This is a genomic window from Mameliella sp. LZ-28, from assembly GCF_012274245.1.
Classification (GTDB): domain Bacteria; phylum Pseudomonadota; class Alphaproteobacteria; order Rhodobacterales; family Rhodobacteraceae; genus Antarctobacter; species Antarctobacter albus.
The window spans coordinates 167,234-181,021 of sequence record NZ_JAANYX010000001.1; the positions used below are offsets into that span (position 1 = coordinate 167,234).

General features: G+C 63.9%; 17 protein-coding genes. All 17 read left to right on the forward strand.

From position 1 onward, the window contains the following. Nucleotide 1: 1 nt before the first annotated feature. The 17 genes from G9Q80_RS00855 to G9Q80_RS00935 all read left to right on the forward strand — a co-directional run bounded on the left by G9Q80_RS00855 (nt 2) and on the right by G9Q80_RS00935 (nt 13,779). Entirely contained in the window at nt 2-352 is a 351-nt protein-coding gene (locus G9Q80_RS00855; RefSeq protein ID WP_083242518.1) for a hypothetical protein, read from the forward strand. A 126-nt stretch (nt 353-478) separates the two neighbouring features. Beyond that, nucleotides 479-871, forward strand: a complete 393-nt coding sequence (locus tag G9Q80_RS00860; protein WP_043143615.1) for a DUF5333 domain-containing protein — start codon at nt 479-481, stop codon at nt 869-871. A 212-nt stretch (nt 872-1,083) separates the two neighbouring features. After that, a complete protein-coding gene (gene nuoG / locus G9Q80_RS00865; protein WP_043143617.1) occupies nt 1,084-3,069 on the forward strand; it encodes an NADH-quinone oxidoreductase subunit NuoG in 1,986 nt (661 codons plus the stop codon). A gap of 1 nt (nt 3,070) precedes the next feature. Further along, nucleotides 3,071-3,466, forward strand: coding sequence for a YNQ4 family lipoprotein (locus G9Q80_RS00870; protein ID WP_175459221.1), 396 nt, complete (start codon nt 3,071-3,073; stop codon nt 3,464-3,466). A gap of 7 nt (nt 3,467-3,473) precedes the next feature. Next, nucleotides 3,474-4,511, forward strand: a complete 1,038-nt coding sequence (gene nuoH, locus G9Q80_RS00875) for an NADH-quinone oxidoreductase subunit NuoH (protein WP_043143619.1) — start codon at nt 3,474-3,476, stop codon at nt 4,509-4,511. Nucleotides 4,512-4,567: 56 nt separating this feature from the next. After that, nucleotides 4,568-4,900 carry a hypothetical protein gene (locus G9Q80_RS00880; protein WP_088668661.1) on the forward strand — a complete coding sequence of 111 codons (333 nt, stop codon included), beginning with the start codon at nt 4,568-4,570 and terminating at the stop codon, nt 4,898-4,900. A 1-nt stretch (nt 4,901) separates the two neighbouring features. Continuing rightward, nucleotides 4,902-5,396 (forward strand): NADH-quinone oxidoreductase subunit NuoI, encoded by a 495-nt coding sequence (gene nuoI, locus G9Q80_RS00885; RefSeq protein ID WP_043143624.1) that lies wholly within the window; start codon nt 4,902-4,904, stop codon nt 5,394-5,396. 6 nt (nt 5,397-5,402) lie between these two features. After that, on the forward strand, nt 5,403-5,900 hold the full coding sequence (locus tag G9Q80_RS00890) for a hypothetical protein (protein WP_088713971.1): 498 nt from the start codon (nt 5,403-5,405) through the stop codon (nt 5,898-5,900). After that, nucleotides 5,897-6,064, forward strand: coding sequence for a hypothetical protein (locus G9Q80_RS00895; RefSeq protein ID WP_157903768.1), 168 nt, complete (start codon nt 5,897-5,899; stop codon nt 6,062-6,064). Before G9Q80_RS00890 ends, G9Q80_RS00895 begins: the two co-directional genes overlap by 4 nt. Further along, nucleotides 6,061-6,468 carry a carboxymuconolactone decarboxylase family protein gene (locus G9Q80_RS00900; RefSeq protein WP_043143627.1) on the forward strand — a complete coding sequence of 136 codons (408 nt, stop codon included), beginning with the start codon at nt 6,061-6,063 and terminating at the stop codon, nt 6,466-6,468. The genes G9Q80_RS00895 and G9Q80_RS00900 overlap by 4 nt, the downstream gene beginning before the upstream one ends. Further along, on the forward strand, nt 6,465-7,067 hold the full coding sequence (locus tag G9Q80_RS00905) for an NADH-quinone oxidoreductase subunit J (RefSeq protein ID WP_043143629.1): 603 nt from the start codon (nt 6,465-6,467) through the stop codon (nt 7,065-7,067). The genes G9Q80_RS00900 and G9Q80_RS00905 overlap by 4 nt, the downstream gene beginning before the upstream one ends. Then, nucleotides 7,064-7,258 carry a hypothetical protein gene (locus G9Q80_RS00910; protein ID WP_043143630.1) on the forward strand — a complete coding sequence of 65 codons (195 nt, stop codon included), beginning with the start codon at nt 7,064-7,066 and terminating at the stop codon, nt 7,256-7,258. The genes G9Q80_RS00905 and G9Q80_RS00910 overlap by 4 nt, the downstream gene beginning before the upstream one ends. Before the next feature lie 175 nt (nt 7,259-7,433). Continuing rightward, nucleotides 7,434-7,739, forward strand: a complete 306-nt coding sequence (gene nuoK, locus G9Q80_RS00915; RefSeq protein ID WP_023849383.1) for an NADH-quinone oxidoreductase subunit NuoK — start codon at nt 7,434-7,436, stop codon at nt 7,737-7,739. Nucleotides 7,740-7,745: 6 nt separating this feature from the next. Further along, entirely contained in the window at nt 7,746-9,872 is a 2,127-nt protein-coding gene (nuoL, locus tag G9Q80_RS00920; RefSeq protein ID WP_088713970.1) for an NADH-quinone oxidoreductase subunit L, read from the forward strand. Beyond that, on the forward strand, nt 9,872-11,440 hold the full coding sequence (locus G9Q80_RS00925) for an NADH-quinone oxidoreductase subunit M (protein WP_088668659.1): 1,569 nt from the start codon (nt 9,872-9,874) through the stop codon (nt 11,438-11,440). Before nuoL ends, G9Q80_RS00925 begins: the two co-directional genes overlap by 1 nt. 13 nt (nt 11,441-11,453) lie before the next feature. Beyond that, nucleotides 11,454-12,896, forward strand: a complete 1,443-nt coding sequence (gene nuoN / locus G9Q80_RS00930; protein WP_088713969.1) for an NADH-quinone oxidoreductase subunit NuoN — start codon at nt 11,454-11,456, stop codon at nt 12,894-12,896. Between the two features lie 139 nt (nt 12,897-13,035). Beyond that, nucleotides 13,036-13,779 (forward strand): biotin--[acetyl-CoA-carboxylase] ligase, encoded by a 744-nt coding sequence (locus G9Q80_RS00935; protein ID WP_088713968.1) that lies wholly within the window; start codon nt 13,036-13,038, stop codon nt 13,777-13,779. The last annotated feature ends 9 nt before the right edge of the window (nt 13,780-13,788 follow it).

The following is a 13,788-nucleotide window of genomic DNA, read 5'->3' on the forward strand; positions in this document are numbered from 1 at the left end:
GATGATGACTCGCGTGTTGTGCATTCTGGCCCTCGCGGCCACGCTCGGGGGCTGCGGTCGCGCCGGGATCTTCAAGTCGGACCAGCCGATGTTCGACGGTCAGCGCTTTCGCACGGTGGTAAAGACCGAACGCAAGAACCGGCAGGTCTTTGCCGTGACGGTTCACCAGGTATCGAAATCGGTGGAGGGCGCGCGCGCTGCGGCAGATTACAAGGCGAAGCAGCACTGTATCCAGTATTTCGGCACCTCCGAGATCGACTGGACCGTTGCGCCGGATGCCGACGGGCAGAGCCTGCGCATCGTGGACAACACCCTGACTTTCCGGGGGAGCTGTCACGACGAGGCGGCCTGAGGCGCGCAAGGGGGCGCCGGATGCGTGGATCCTTGCCGAAACAGAGGCCTGCGGGGGCCGGATATTGAATATCCGCCCCCTCTGCCCCCACCTCAAGGGCACCAGTCTGAAAACGGAGAGCCGCGTATGCGCCTGATTCTCACTTCCATCGTCTGCATGACCCTGGCTCTGCCGGCCGTGGCCAAGCCGCCCCTGCGCGAGGTCAGCGAAATCGACGACGGTCTGATGGCGATCGCGATCGCGGACGAGATCCGCAAGAATTGCGACGACCTGCAGCCGCGCATGGTGCGGGCGTATCGCCAGATCAAGGCGCTTGAGAAACGCGCCAAGGCCCTGGGCTACTCCGAGACCGAGATCGACGACTATGTGAAGTCCGACAAGGAAAAGAAACGGATGCGCGGCAAGGCCGAGACCTGGCTGGCCTCAAAGGGGGTCAATCCCAAGGACACGCGCGCCCTGTGCAAGTTCGGTCGGGACGACATTTCGCGCGGCGGGCCTGTCGGTTACTTCCTGCGCTGAGTCGCGTCCAGGCCGCTAACAGGCGGTACATATTCAACTTTTGTGATCACAATGGCGCGGTGTGCGGGGAAAACTCGTGCGCCGCGTCGTTTTTTCCTGCCTTTTCGCTGCACCTGCATCTGGTAACGTCCGGCGGACCACGATAGAACCCCGAGGACTGCGGCCTGCCTGCCAGCGGGCGCTGCCAGCCGAAGAACGGGAGAGGCTCAGGCATGTCCGATACGCGAAAGATCATCATCGACGGGCAGGAGATCGAGGTGGACGGGGCCATGACCCTGATCCAGGCCTGTGAAGAGGCCGGGATCGAAGTTCCTCGCTTCTGCTACCACGAACGTCTGTCGATTGCCGGCAACTGCCGCATGTGCCTTGTCGAGGTCGTGGGTGGCCCGCCCAAGCCCGCCGCCTCCTGCGCGATGCAGGTGCGTGACATGCGCCCGGGCCGCAACGGTGAACCGCCGGAAATCAAGACAAACTCGCCGATGGTCAAGAAGGCCCGCGAAGGGGTGATGGAGTTCCTGCTCATCAACCACCCGCTGGATTGTCCGATCTGCGACCAGGGCGGCGAATGCGACCTGCAGGACCAGGCGATGGCCTACGGCGTCGATTTCAGCCGGTTCCGCGAGGCCAAGCGCGCGGTGGACGATCTGGACCTGGGTCCGCTGGTCGAAACCCACATGACGCGCTGCATTTCCTGCACCCGCTGCGTGCGCTTCACGACAGAGGTCGCGGGCATCACCCAGATGGGTCAGACCGGCCGGGGAGAGGATGCGGAGATCACCTCGTACCTGAACGAGACGCTCGATTCGAACCTGCAGGGCAACATCATCGACCTGTGCCCGGTGGGCGCGCTGGTGTCGAAGCCCTACGCCTTCACCGCGCGTCCCTGGGAACTGACCAAGACAGAGACGATCGACGTGATGGATGCGCTTGGGTCCAGCATCCGGGTCGATACCAAGGGCCGCGAAGTCATGCGGATCCTGCCGCGCAACCATGACGGCGTGAACGAGGAATGGATTTCCGACAAGACGCGCTTTGTCTGGGACGGGCTGCGCCGCCAGCGTCTGGATCGCCCATATGTGCGCGAAAACGGCAAACTGCGTCCCGCAAGCTGGCCCGAGGCGCTGGGGGTTGCCGCCAAGGCGATCAAGGGCGCCGAAAAGCTGGCCGGGATTGTCGGCGATCTTGCCCCGGTCGAGGCGATCTACTCGCTGAAAACGCTGGTCGAAGGGCAGGGCGGTGCCGTCGAAAGCCGGACTGACGGGGCCAAGCTGCCCGCCGGCAACCGTTCCGGCTATGTCGGCAATGTCGCCATCGAAGAGATCGACACGGCAGCTGAGATCATCCTGGTCGGAACCAACCCGCGCGACGAGGCGCCGGTGCTGAACGCCCGTATCCGCAAGGCCTGGGCCAATGGTGCCAAGGTCAAGCGCGTCGGCCCCGCGGTCGACCTGACCTATGACGTCGAGGACTGCGGCACGGGTCGAGATGCACTGTCCCGGCTGACGGCCGGTGACGATGCCATCGTGATCGTCGGGCAGGGCGCCCTGAACGAGGCGGACGGCGCCGCGGTGCTGGGCGCCTGCATGGCGCTGTCGGGCCGGATGCTGGTCCTGCATACGGCCGCCAGCCGCGTGGGCGCGCTGGACGTGGGCGCGGTGAACGACAATGGCATGGAGGCGGTTCAGTCCGCTGATGTGATCTACAATCTCGGCGCGGACGAGGTCGAGATCGGCGAAGGCGCTTTCGTGATCTACCAGGGCTCGCACGGCGACCGGGGCGCACATCGCGCTGACGTGATCCTGCCGGCTGCTGCCTACACCGAGGAACAGGGCCTTTTCGTCAACACCGAGGGCCGCCCCCAGATCGCGCTGCGTAGCGGGTTCGCCCCGGGCGAGGCCAAGGAAAACTGGGCCATCCTGCGGGCGCTCTCTGCCGAGGTTGGCGCGCAACTTCCCTGGGATAGCCTTGCACAACTGCGCCAGGCTCTGGTCAAGGATGTGCCGCACCTGCAGCAGATCGACGACGTGCCGGAAAACGAGTGGCAGCCGCTGGACGCGGGCAAGCTGGGAGAGGCCGATTTCCGGTACGCGGTGCGCGACTTCTACCTGACCAATCCGATTGCCCGCGCCTCCGAGCTGATGGCGGAACTGTCGAAACAGGCGCGCGACCGCGCCGCGGCGCCGCTGGCGGCGCAATAACTTGCGCGGACTGGCGATCATAACACTTCTGGTGATTGCCACCGGGCTGTCGGCCTGCACCGAAGAGGCCGCCTCTGACGCGCCTTTCACGCCCAGCTATGCCGGGATCGAAACCCGGCTTCTGGATGGCGACCTGGTGCAGTTCGAGGTCGAGATGCGCGGCGCCCGCGACGAGGGCGACGTGAAGGATTATGCCGAATGCGCAGCCGCGCAATACGCGCTGATCCGGGGTTACGGTTTTGCGCGTCATTTGCGCACGACCGTTTACGAAGAGGGTGGCCTATGGCGTGGAGATGCGGTTTACACCATCTCGGCAGCGCTGCCCCCAGGGCTCAAGACCATCGACGCCGAAGTGGCGGCGCTGGCCTGTGCCGAGAACGGAATACCGATGGTGTGAGGACCTGATGGAAAACTTCTTCGCCACGCCTCTGGGCACCTTTGTCATCATCTTCGCGCAATGCCTTGCGGTGCTGGGCTTCGTGATGGTGTCACTGCTCTTCCTCGTCTACGGCGACCGCAAGATCTGGGCCGCGGTCCAGATGCGGCGCGGTCCGAACGTGGTGGGCATCTACGGCCTGCTGCAGACGGTCGCCGACGCGCTGAAATACGTCGTCAAGGAAGTGGTGATCCCGGCGGGGTCGGACCGGACGGTCTTCATGCTGGCACCGCTGACAAGTTTCGTGCTGGCGATGATCGCCTGGGCGGTGATCCCCTTCGGTGACACCTGGGTCCTGTCCGACATCAACGTGGCGATCCTCTATGTCTTCGCGGTCTCCTCGCTTGAGGTTTACGGCGTGATCATGGGCGGCTGGGCCTCGAACTCGAAATACCCCTTCCTCGGGTCGCTGCGCTCGGCGGCACAGATGATCTCCTACGAGGTCTCCATCGGCCTGATCATCATCGGTGTCATCATCTCGACCGGATCGATGAACTTCGGTGACATCGTGGACGCGCAGGACGGCGCTTATGGTTTCTTCAGCTGGTACTGGCTGCCGCATTTCCCGATGGTCTTCCTGTTCTTCATCTCGGCCCTGGCCGAGACCAACCGCCCGCCCTTCGACCTGCCGGAAGCGGAATCGGAACTGGTGGCCGGTTACCAGGTGGAATATTCGGCAACCCCCTTCCTGCTGTTCATGGCCGGTGAATACATCGCCATCTTCCTGATGTGTGCGCTGACCACGCTGCTGTTCTTCGGCGGCTGGCTGTCGCCGATCCCGGGTCTGCCGGACGGGGCACTGTGGATGGTCGGCAAGATGGCGTTCTTCTTCTTCATCTTCGCGATGGTGAAGGCGATCACGCCGCGTTACCGCTACGACCAGTTGATGCGCCTTGGCTGGAAGGTCTTCCTGCCGTTCTCGCTGGTCTGGGTGGTCTTCGTTTCCTTCGCCGCGAAATTCGGCTGGTTCTTCGACGGCTATGCCCGCTGGGTGACCGGGGGCTGAATTGGTGACGTTTCGGAAACATATCGTTTCGGACAGCCAGCTGAGGGGAGGGCGCCGTGTCTGACCTCAAGAGCGCGATCCTGGATGCGAAATACATCGACATGATCGATCTCGGTGATTTCGTCGTCCGCGACACCGGGCTGCCGGACGTGGACAGCGACGGCAACCTGATGCCGCAGGCCACGGAAATTGCCGCCGCGATCTTTCGCTGGGCGGCGGACATGCAGGCGGCCGAGGCCGCGCGCGCCGAACAGGCCGATCCGGCGCCGGAGACATCCGGCCCCGAGGCAGCCAAGGAATACGATGAGCAGGGCGATCCGCGGACGGATGCGCCCACGGCCGCAAAGCTGGAGGCCGAATTGCACAAGCTGGCACAGGAGCAAGGATAGAATGGCGACCATCGACTACGGCCGGGCCGCGAAATACTTTCTGCTCGCGGATTTCGTGAAGGGGTTTCAGCTGGGCCTGAAATACTTCTTCGCGCCCAAGGCCACGGTGAACTACCCGCACGAGAAAGGCCCGCTGAGCCCCAGGTTCCGCGGCGAACACGCGCTGCGCCGCTATCCCAACGGCGAGGAACGCTGCATTGCCTGCAAGCTCTGCGAGGCGATCTGCCCGGCGCAGGCCATCACCATCGACGCCGAGCCGCGCGACGACGGCAGCCGCCGTACCACGCGCTACGACATCGACATGACAAAATGCATCTACTGCGGCTTCTGCCAGGAAGCCTGCCCGGTGGATGCGATCGTCGAAGGCCCGAACTTCGAGTTCTCGACCGAAACCCGCGAAGAACTTTACTACGACAAGGCCAAGCTGCTGGAAAACGGCGAACGCTGGGAAGCCGAAATTGCCCGCAACCTCGAACTGGACGCCCCGTACCGCTGACCCGAAATGATCAGAGCCGCCGCCATCATACTGATCCTTGCCGCCCCGGCCACGGGCGCCCAGACGATTGTCGAGGGCGGTCCGGAATGGCTGGACAAGCGCGCCGAGGTCTTTTCCTCGGTCTGCATGGCCGCGGCGCCGGATTTTGCGGCCTTTGACGCAAAGGCAGAGGCGGCCGGCCTGGAACGGATAGAGCAGGGTTGGCACCTGCCTCCCGAGGCATTTCTCAGCCTTCGCGCGCACGACGGGTTCTGCAGTTGCTTCATGACCGTGGGGGCGCCGGACCAGACCGAAATGGTCGGGGCCATCTTTGGCCGCCTGATGCAGGACTGGGGGGCGTCTTTTACCGGCAAGGCTGAAGGGCTGGCCAATGTCGCGCCATTCCAGCGGGATGGGATCGAGGCGGTTTCGATCCTCGAGCCCCGGACCTTGGATGGGCAGAAATGGCTTTCTGCGCGGATCACTGTCTTTGGTGCCTGTCCTGAAGGGGAGGGCGGCCAATGAGCAAGACGCGCACGCTCCTCGACGGTTTTCTGAAGGCTGCTGAACACAAGGCGCAGGCCCTGTCCGACTGGTCGGATCGCGCCACAGCCATGGTCGATATACTGAGCCGGCGGATCGACAACTCTGTCGATAAGGCGCTGGCCGCCAAGGAGGGCCGGACATGAGCGAGAACAAGACCCCCTTCGAGCTGATGATGGCCCAGGCCCAGGAAATGGCCAAGGCCTTCAATCCGGCCATGAGCAGCTTTGACCCCAAGGGCTTTGAAAAGCTCTGGCCGACCATGTCCAAGGACGCGATGGAGATGTGGTTCGGCAAGGGCATCTCCAAGCAGGGGCTGGATGCCAAGACGCGCCTTCTGCTGACCCTGTCGGGGCTGACCATGCAGGGCGCGCAGGCCGAAACACCGTTCCGTCTGACCGTGCGCCACGCGCTCGAGGCAGGCGCGACCTCTGAAGAAATCGCCGAGACCATTGGACATATGTCGATGTTCGCAGGCATTCCCGCGATGACCCGCGCAATGGAACTTGCGCGCGAAGTCATCAATGAAAACAAGGATGACGAGACATGATGGTCTTTGCCTTCTACCTCTTCGCACTCGGCGCCATCGCGGGCGGGTTGTTCACCGTGGTCAGCCGCAACCCGGTGCACTCGGTGCTCTGGTTGATCCTGGCCTTCCTTTCTTCGGCAGGCCTGTTCGTGCTGATGGGCGCGGAATTCGTCGCCATGCTGCTGGTCATCGTCTACGTCGGCGCGGTCGCGGTGCTGTTCCTGTTCGTCGTCATGATGCTGGATGTCGATTTCGCCGAGCTGAAGGCGGAAATGGCGCGTTACATGCCGCTGGCCCTGCTGATCGGGCTGGTGATCCTGATGCAGCTGGCGATGGCCTTTGGCGCCTGGCAGGCCTCGGACATGGCGGCGGGGCAACTTGCCCAGCCGACGCCCGAGGGCATGCACAACACCCAGGCGCTGGGGATGATCCTCTATGACGAGTACTTCCTGCTGTTCCAGCTGGCCGGCCTGATCCTGCTGGTCGCCATGATCGGCGCCATCGTGCTGACCCTGCGCCACCGCCAGGACGTCAAGCGCCAGGACATCCTGGCCCAGATGTACCGCGATCCGGCCAAGGCGATGGAGCTGAAGGACGTGAAACCGGGGCAGGGGCTTTGAGCGGGTTCTGGGACGTGGTCCTGTCCCCGACGGGACTGGTTCTCTACGCCGGGTTCTGGGCCTTCAAGATCGTGGCCGGTGCCTGGGTCCTGCGGCGGGCCATGCTGCTGCTTCCGGTGCGGGCGCAGGTCTGGACAGAGGACCGGCTGGCCCGGCTGAAACTGCGGGGCCGCCGCCGCCCTTTGGGATGACCCGCCCGGCGCGGGAGAGACAGACAAGAGGTCCCGGATCAGGTCCGGGACGGGGGGCGCAAGGCCCCGCAGGGCCCGCAGCGAGACGGGCCACAAGAGCGAAAGAGGGCCCCGGCACCAGCGCGGGGCACGATTTGGAAGACCAAAAGCGGGCAAAACGCCCGGAGGGACGCACATGATCGGATTGGAACATTACCTGACGGTGGCGGCGGTGCTTTTCGTCATCGGCATCTTCGGGCTCTTCCTGAACCGCAAGAACGTCATCATCCTGCTGATGAGCATCGAACTGATGCTGTTGGCAGTGAACATCAACCTCGTCGCCTTCTCGACCCATCTGGGCGACCTGGTGGGGCAGGTCTTTACCCTCTTCGTGCTGACCGTCGCCGCCGCCGAGGCCGCCATCGGCCTGGCGATCCTGGTCTGCTTCTTCCGCAACCGCGGCACCATCGCCGTGGAAGACGTCAACGTGATGAAAGGCTAAAGCCTCATGGAGAGCATCATCCTCTTTGCGCCCCTCGCGGGCGCCCTGATCGCGGGCTTTGGCTGGAAGCTGACCGGCATCCGCGGTGCCCAGTGGATCACCACCGGCCTGCTGTTCCTGGCCTGTGCCTTTTCCTGGATCACCTTCTTTACCCACGGTCCGGACACCCAGCACATCCAGATCATGCGCTGGATCGAAAGCGGCACGCTGTCGACCGACTGGTCGATCCGGCTGGACCGGCTGACCTCGATCATGCTGATCGTCGTGACCACGGTCTCGGCGCTCGTGCACCTGTATTCCTTCGGCTACATGGCGCATGACGACAACTTCAAGGAAGGCGAGGAGAGCTACAAGCCGCGCTTCTTCGCCTACCTGTCGTTCTTCACCTTCGCCATGCTGATGCTGGTGACTTCGGACAACCTGGTGCAGATGTTCTTTGGCTGGGAAGGCGTGGGCGTCGCCTCCTACCTGCTGATCGGCTTTTACTATCGCAAGCCCTCGGCCAACGCCGCCGCGATCAAGGCCTTCGTGGTCAACCGGGTCGGCGACTTCGGCTTTGCGCTGGGGATCTTCGCACTGTTCTTCCTGACCGACAGCATCAAGTTCGACGACATCTTTGCCGCCGCGCCCGAGCTGGCGGAAACCCAGCTGACCTTCCTCTGGACCAGCTGGAACGCGGCCGAGCTGGTGGCCTTCCTGCTGTTCATCGGCGCGATGGGCAAATCGGCCCAGTTCATCCTGCACACCTGGCTTCCGGACGCGATGGAAGGCCCGACGCCGGTGTCGGCCCTGATCCACGCCGCGACGATGGTCACCGCAGGCGTTTTCCTGGTCTGCCGCATGTCGCCGATCATGGAATTCGCGCCGAACGCCACCGGGTTCATCACCTTCCTGGGGGCAGTCACGGCCTTTTTCGCGGCGACCGTGGGCCTGGTACAGAACGACATCAAGCGCGTCATCGCCTATTCGACCTGTTCGCAGCTGGGCTACATGTTCGTGGCGGCGGGCGTGGGCGTCTACTCGGTCGCCATGTTCCACCTCTTCACGCATGCCTTCTTCAAGGCGATGCTCTTCCTCGGGGCCGGTTCCGTGATCCACGGCATGCACCACGAGCAGGACATGCGGAACTACGGCGGGCTGCGCAAGAAACTGCCCTATACCTTCTGGGCGATGATGATCGGCACGCTGGCCATCACCGGCGTCGGCATCCCGCTGACGACCATCGGTTTTGCCGGGTTCCTGTCCAAGGACGCCGTGATCGAGAGCGCCTATGCCGGCACCAACGGTGGCTTTGCCTTCTGGGCACTGGTCATCGCGGCCCTGTTCACCAGCTTCTACAGCTGGCGTCTGATGTTCCTGACCTTCTACGGCAAGCCGCGCGGCGACAAGCACACGCATGAGCATGCCCACGAAAGCCCGACCGTCATGCTGGCCCCGCTGGCCGTGCTGGCGCTTGGCGCGGTCTTTTCGGGGATGATCTGGTACGGGTCGTTCTTCGGCAAGGAAGACTACGTCAACAAGTTCTTCGGCATTCCGGTCGCCGAGGCGGCAGAGCATGGCGAAGCCGCCGATGCGGGCCATGCGGCGGCGGCGGACGCCGGCGACCATGCCGCACCGGCCGCCGACCACGGGGACGATCACGCCGCACCGGCGGGCGATCATGCGGCGGTCGCCGCTCCCGGGGCAGGAGCTATCTACATGGGCGCGGACAACCACGTCCTGCACGACGCGCACTATGTGCCGAAATGGGTCAAGGTCTCGCCCTTCATCGCCATGGTGATCGGCTTTGTCGTGGCCTTCTGGTTCTACATCGTGAACCCGAAGCTGCCGGTCAAATTGGCCGAGAACCAGCGCCCGCTGTACCTGTTCCTGCTGAACAAGTGGTACATCGACGAGATCTACAACTTCCTCTTCGTCCGGCCCGCCTTTGCGCTGGGGCGCATCCTGTGGAAGGGCGGTGACGAGTCGATCATCAAGGGCGGAATCAACGGCCTTGCAATGGGGATCATCCCCTTCTTCACCCGGCTCGCGGGCCGGGCGCAGTCCGGTTACATCTTTACCTATGCCTTCTGGATGGTGATCGGGATCGCGGTCTTCATCACCTGGATGACGCTCAGCGGAGGGGCACACTAATGGGCAACCTGCTTTCCATCGTCACCTTCCTGCCCGCGCTGGCGGCCCTGATCCTGGGCCTGTTCCTGCGCGGCGACGACGCGGCGGCACAACGCAATGCCAAGTGGCTTGCGCTGATTGCGACGACGGCGACCTTCGTCATCTCGCTCTTCATCCTGTTCCAGTTCGACGCAGGCAATACCGAGTTCCAGATGCTGGAAGAGCGGGAATGGCTTCTGGGTCTGAGCTATCGGATGGGCGTTGACGGGATCAGCGTACTCTTCGTCATGCTGACCACCTTCATGATGCCGCTGGTCATCGCCGCCAGCTGGGACGTCAGCCACCGGGTCAAGGAATACATGATCGCCTTCCTGGTGCTGGAAACCCTGATGCTGGGCGTCTTCATGGCGCTGGACCTGGTCCTGTTCTACCTCTTCTTCGAGGCGGGCCTGATCCCGATGTTCCTGATCATCGGCATCTGGGGCGGCAAGGAGCGTATCTACGCCAGCTTCAAGTTCTTCCTCTACACCTTCCTCGGCTCGGTGCTGATGCTGGTGGCGATGGTCGCGATGTATTCCGACGCGGGCACCACCTGTATCGGCGGCTGCGACGTCTCGCTGTTGAAGCACAACTTCGCCTCCGAGAGCTTCAGCATCCTGGGCGTGCAGATCATCGGCGGCATGCAGACCATGCTGTTCATCGCCTTCTTCGCCAGCTTCGCAGTCAAGATGCCGATGTGGCCGGTCCATACCTGGCTGCCCGAGGCGCACGTTCAGGCGCCGACCGCCGGGTCGGTCGTTCTGGCGGCGATCCTGCTGAAAATGGGCGGCTACGGCTTTCTGCGCTTCTCGCTGGCCATGTTCCCGGTCGGTTCGGACGTGATGGCGAACTTCGTCTTCACGCTGAGCGTCATCGCGATCATCTACACCTCGCTGGTGGCGCTGGTGCAGGAAGACATGAAAAAGCTCATCGCCTATTCGTCCGTCGCGCACATGGGCTACGTGACGATGGGGATCTTTGCCGCCAACCAGCAGGGCGTGGACGGGGCTATCTTCCAGATGATCAGCCACGGCTTCATCTCGGGCGCGCTCTTCCTTTGTGTCGGCGTGATCTATGACCGGATGCACACGCGCGAGATCGAGGCCTACGGCGGTCTTGTGAACCGGATGCCGGCCTATGCGCTGATCTTCATGCTGTTCACGATGGCCAACGTCGGCCTGCCGGGGACCTCCGGCTTCATCGGGGAATTCCTGACGCTGATGGGCATTTTCCAGGTCAATACCTGGGTGGCTGCGGGCGCGGCCACTGGCGTGATCCTCTCGGCGGCCTATGCGCTGTGGCTTTACCGCCGGGTGGTCATGGGCGACCTGATCAAGGAAAGCCTGAAGACCATCAAGGACATGACCACCCGGGAAAAGGCGATCTTTGCGCCGCTGGTGGTCATGACGATCTGGATGGGTGTCTACCCGGCACCGATCCTCGACCGGACCGGCCCCGCGGTAGAGGCGCTGGTGACGAAATACGACACGGCGCTTGCCGCTGCCGGCCGCACAGAGGCCGACACGCAAGTCGCCGTCGCGGAACACTGAGGGAGAGCGGGACATGATCTCGGCCGATCTGAACATCATCCTGCCGGAAATCCTGCTGTCGGTCTTTGCGATGGCAGCGCTGGTGGGCGCGGTCTACTCGGGCAAGGACAAGCTGGCGCCGCTGCTGGTCTGGATCACCTCGGCGTTGTTCCTGGCGCTGGCCTTATGGATCGGAACCACCGGCGAGGGCACGCAGGTGGCCTTTGGCGGCATGTTCGTGAACGACGGCTTCGCGCGCTTTGCCAAGGTGGTGATCCTGGTCTCCGCCGGTGCCGTGCTGCTGATGAGCGAAGGCTACATGCAGCGTCGCGGCCTCTTGCGGTTCGAATACCCGCTGCTCATCACGCTGGCCGTTGTCGGCATGATGATGATGGTCTCTGCGGGTGACCTGATGGCGCTTTACATGGGGCTGGAGCTGCAGTCTCTGTCGCTTTACGTCGTGGCCTCGCTGCGCCGTGACAGCGCCAGGTCGACCGAGGCGGGCCTCAAGTACTTCGTGCTGGGTGCGCTCTCCTCGGGCCTGCTGCTCTATGGTGCCTCGCTGACCTACGGCTTTGCCGGGACCACGCTGTTCTCGGGCATCATCCAGACCGCGACCGATGGCAACATGCCGGTCGGCCTGCTCATCGGCCTGACGATGCTGATCGCGGGCCTGGCCTTCAAGGTCTCTGCCGTGCCCTTCCACATGTGGACTCCGGACGTCTACGAAGGCTCGCCGACGCCGGTCACCGCCTTCTTTGCCACCGCGCCCAAGGTGGCGGCTATGGCCCTGTTTGCGCGCCTGATGCACGATGCCTTTGGCGAGGCGACCAGCGACTGGGGGCAGGTCATCGCGCTCTTGTCGGTCCTTTCGATGTTCCTGGGCGCGATCGCCGCGATCGGACAGCGCGACATCAAGCGCCTGATGGCCTATTCCTCGATTGCCCACATGGGCTATGCGCTGATGGGACTGGCCGCCGGGACCGAGCTGGGCGTGCAGGCGATGCTGATCTACATGGCGATCTACGTCACCATGAACGTCGGCACCTTTGCCTTTATCCTGTCGATGGAACGTGATGGTCAGCCGGTGACGGATATCCAGAGCCTGGGCATGTATTCGACCAAGGAACCGGGCAAGGCGCTGGCGATGCTGGTGCTGCTGTTCAGCCTTGCCGGTGTGCCGCCGCTGGTGGGTTTCTTCGGCAAGCTCTACGTCCTGCGCGCCGCCTATGACGCCGGGCTGGCCTGGCTGGCGGTGGCGGGTGTTGTCGCCTCGGTGATCGGCGCCTTCTACTACCTGCGGATCGTCTACTACATGTACTTTGGTCAGGACCGCGAAGATGCGCTGGACGGGGGCAAGTCGCCGGTGCTCTGGGGATTCCTGATGGTGTCGGCGGTGATCATGGTGGTCGGTGTGGTCAATCTCTTCGGCATCGAAGGCGTCGCACAGGCGGCGGCTGCGACGCTGGTGAACTGATGCGGTGGCAGCACGCCCGGCGGGCGTGCTGCGATTGGGGGGGGCGTCATGCCGAAGGCATGCCCTTAACGTGCCCCCGCCTCCCTTCGGTCGACTCCCCCGAGGTATTTTGCAAACCAAAGAAACAGGGGTGCGCGCCATGAACTGGCCCGAGGGCTATGGACGGCGGGTGCTGGCCGAAGTGGACAGCACCAATGCCGAGGCGGCACGGATTGCCGCCGGGCTAAGCGGACCGGAATGGATTCTTGGCCTGCGCCAGACCGCCGCGCGCGGCAGGCGGGGGCGGCCCTGGGTCAATCCGGCGGGCAATTTCGCGGCGACGCTGGTCATCCGCCCCAAGGATAGCCCCGACAAGCTGGCCCTGCGGTCTTTTGTGGCGGCGCTCGCGCTGTACGATGCGCTGGCCTCGGTCACGGGGACCGAAACCGGGCTGGCGCTGAAATGGCCCAACGATGTGCTGCTGAACGGCGGCAAGCTGGCCGGCATCCTGCTGGAGGGGATCGGCGGTCCGGGGGGGCACCTGGCCATCGGGTTCGGCGTCAACCTCCTGGCCGCGCCGGGGCGGGATGCGGTGGAACCGGGCGCCGTGCCGCCGGTGTCGCTTTTGGGGGAAACCGGGGTGCGGGTTCTGCCGGAGGTCTTCCTCGTGGCGCTGGCCGCGGCATATGCCACCCATGAGGCCCGGCTGACCAGCTACGGGTTCGAGCCGATCCGGACGCTCTGGCTGGCCCGGGCGGCGCGGCTCGGAGAGGTGATCACCGCGCGCACGGCCCGCGACAGCGTCACCGGCGTCTTCGAGACAGTGGACGGCACCGGGCAACTTGTCCTAAAGACGCCCAAAGGCCGCGTCAGCGTGGCTGCGGCAGAGATATTTTTCGAATAGGCGGGCCTC

Excerpts from the sequence above, each read along its gene's own strand:
- nuoK (WP_023849383.1), top strand. The coding sequence starts at position 7,434 with ATGATCGGATTGGAACATTACCTGACGGTGGCGGCGGTGCTTTTCGTC.
- G9Q80_RS00860 (WP_043143615.1), top strand. The coding sequence starts at position 479 with ATGCGCCTGATTCTCACTTCCATCGTCTGCATGACCCTGGCTCTGCCG.
- nuoI (WP_043143624.1), top strand. The coding sequence starts at position 4,902 with ATGGCGACCATCGACTACGGCCGGGCCGCGAAATACTTTCTGCTCGCG.
- G9Q80_RS00925 (WP_088668659.1), top strand. The coding sequence starts at position 9,872 with ATGGGCAACCTGCTTTCCATCGTCACCTTCCTGCCCGCGCTGGCGGCC.
- G9Q80_RS00905 (WP_043143629.1), top strand. The coding sequence starts at position 6,465 with ATGATGGTCTTTGCCTTCTACCTCTTCGCACTCGGCGCCATCGCGGGC.
- G9Q80_RS00900 (WP_043143627.1), top strand. The coding sequence starts at position 6,061 with ATGAGCGAGAACAAGACCCCCTTCGAGCTGATGATGGCCCAGGCCCAG.
- G9Q80_RS00895 (WP_157903768.1), top strand. The coding sequence starts at position 5,897 with ATGAGCAAGACGCGCACGCTCCTCGACGGTTTTCTGAAGGCTGCTGAA.
- nuoN (WP_088713969.1), top strand. The coding sequence starts at position 11,454 with ATGATCTCGGCCGATCTGAACATCATCCTGCCGGAAATCCTGCTGTCG.
- nuoG (WP_043143617.1), top strand. The coding sequence starts at position 1,084 with ATGTCCGATACGCGAAAGATCATCATCGACGGGCAGGAGATCGAGGTG.
- nuoH (WP_043143619.1), top strand. The coding sequence starts at position 3,474 with ATGGAAAACTTCTTCGCCACGCCTCTGGGCACCTTTGTCATCATCTTC.
- G9Q80_RS00935 (WP_088713968.1), top strand. The coding sequence starts at position 13,036 with ATGAACTGGCCCGAGGGCTATGGACGGCGGGTGCTGGCCGAAGTGGAC.
- G9Q80_RS00890 (WP_088713971.1), top strand. The coding sequence starts at position 5,403 with ATGATCAGAGCCGCCGCCATCATACTGATCCTTGCCGCCCCGGCCACG.
- G9Q80_RS00855 (WP_083242518.1), top strand. The coding sequence starts at position 2 with ATGATGACTCGCGTGTTGTGCATTCTGGCCCTCGCGGCCACGCTCGGG.
- nuoL (WP_088713970.1), top strand. The coding sequence starts at position 7,746 with ATGGAGAGCATCATCCTCTTTGCGCCCCTCGCGGGCGCCCTGATCGCG.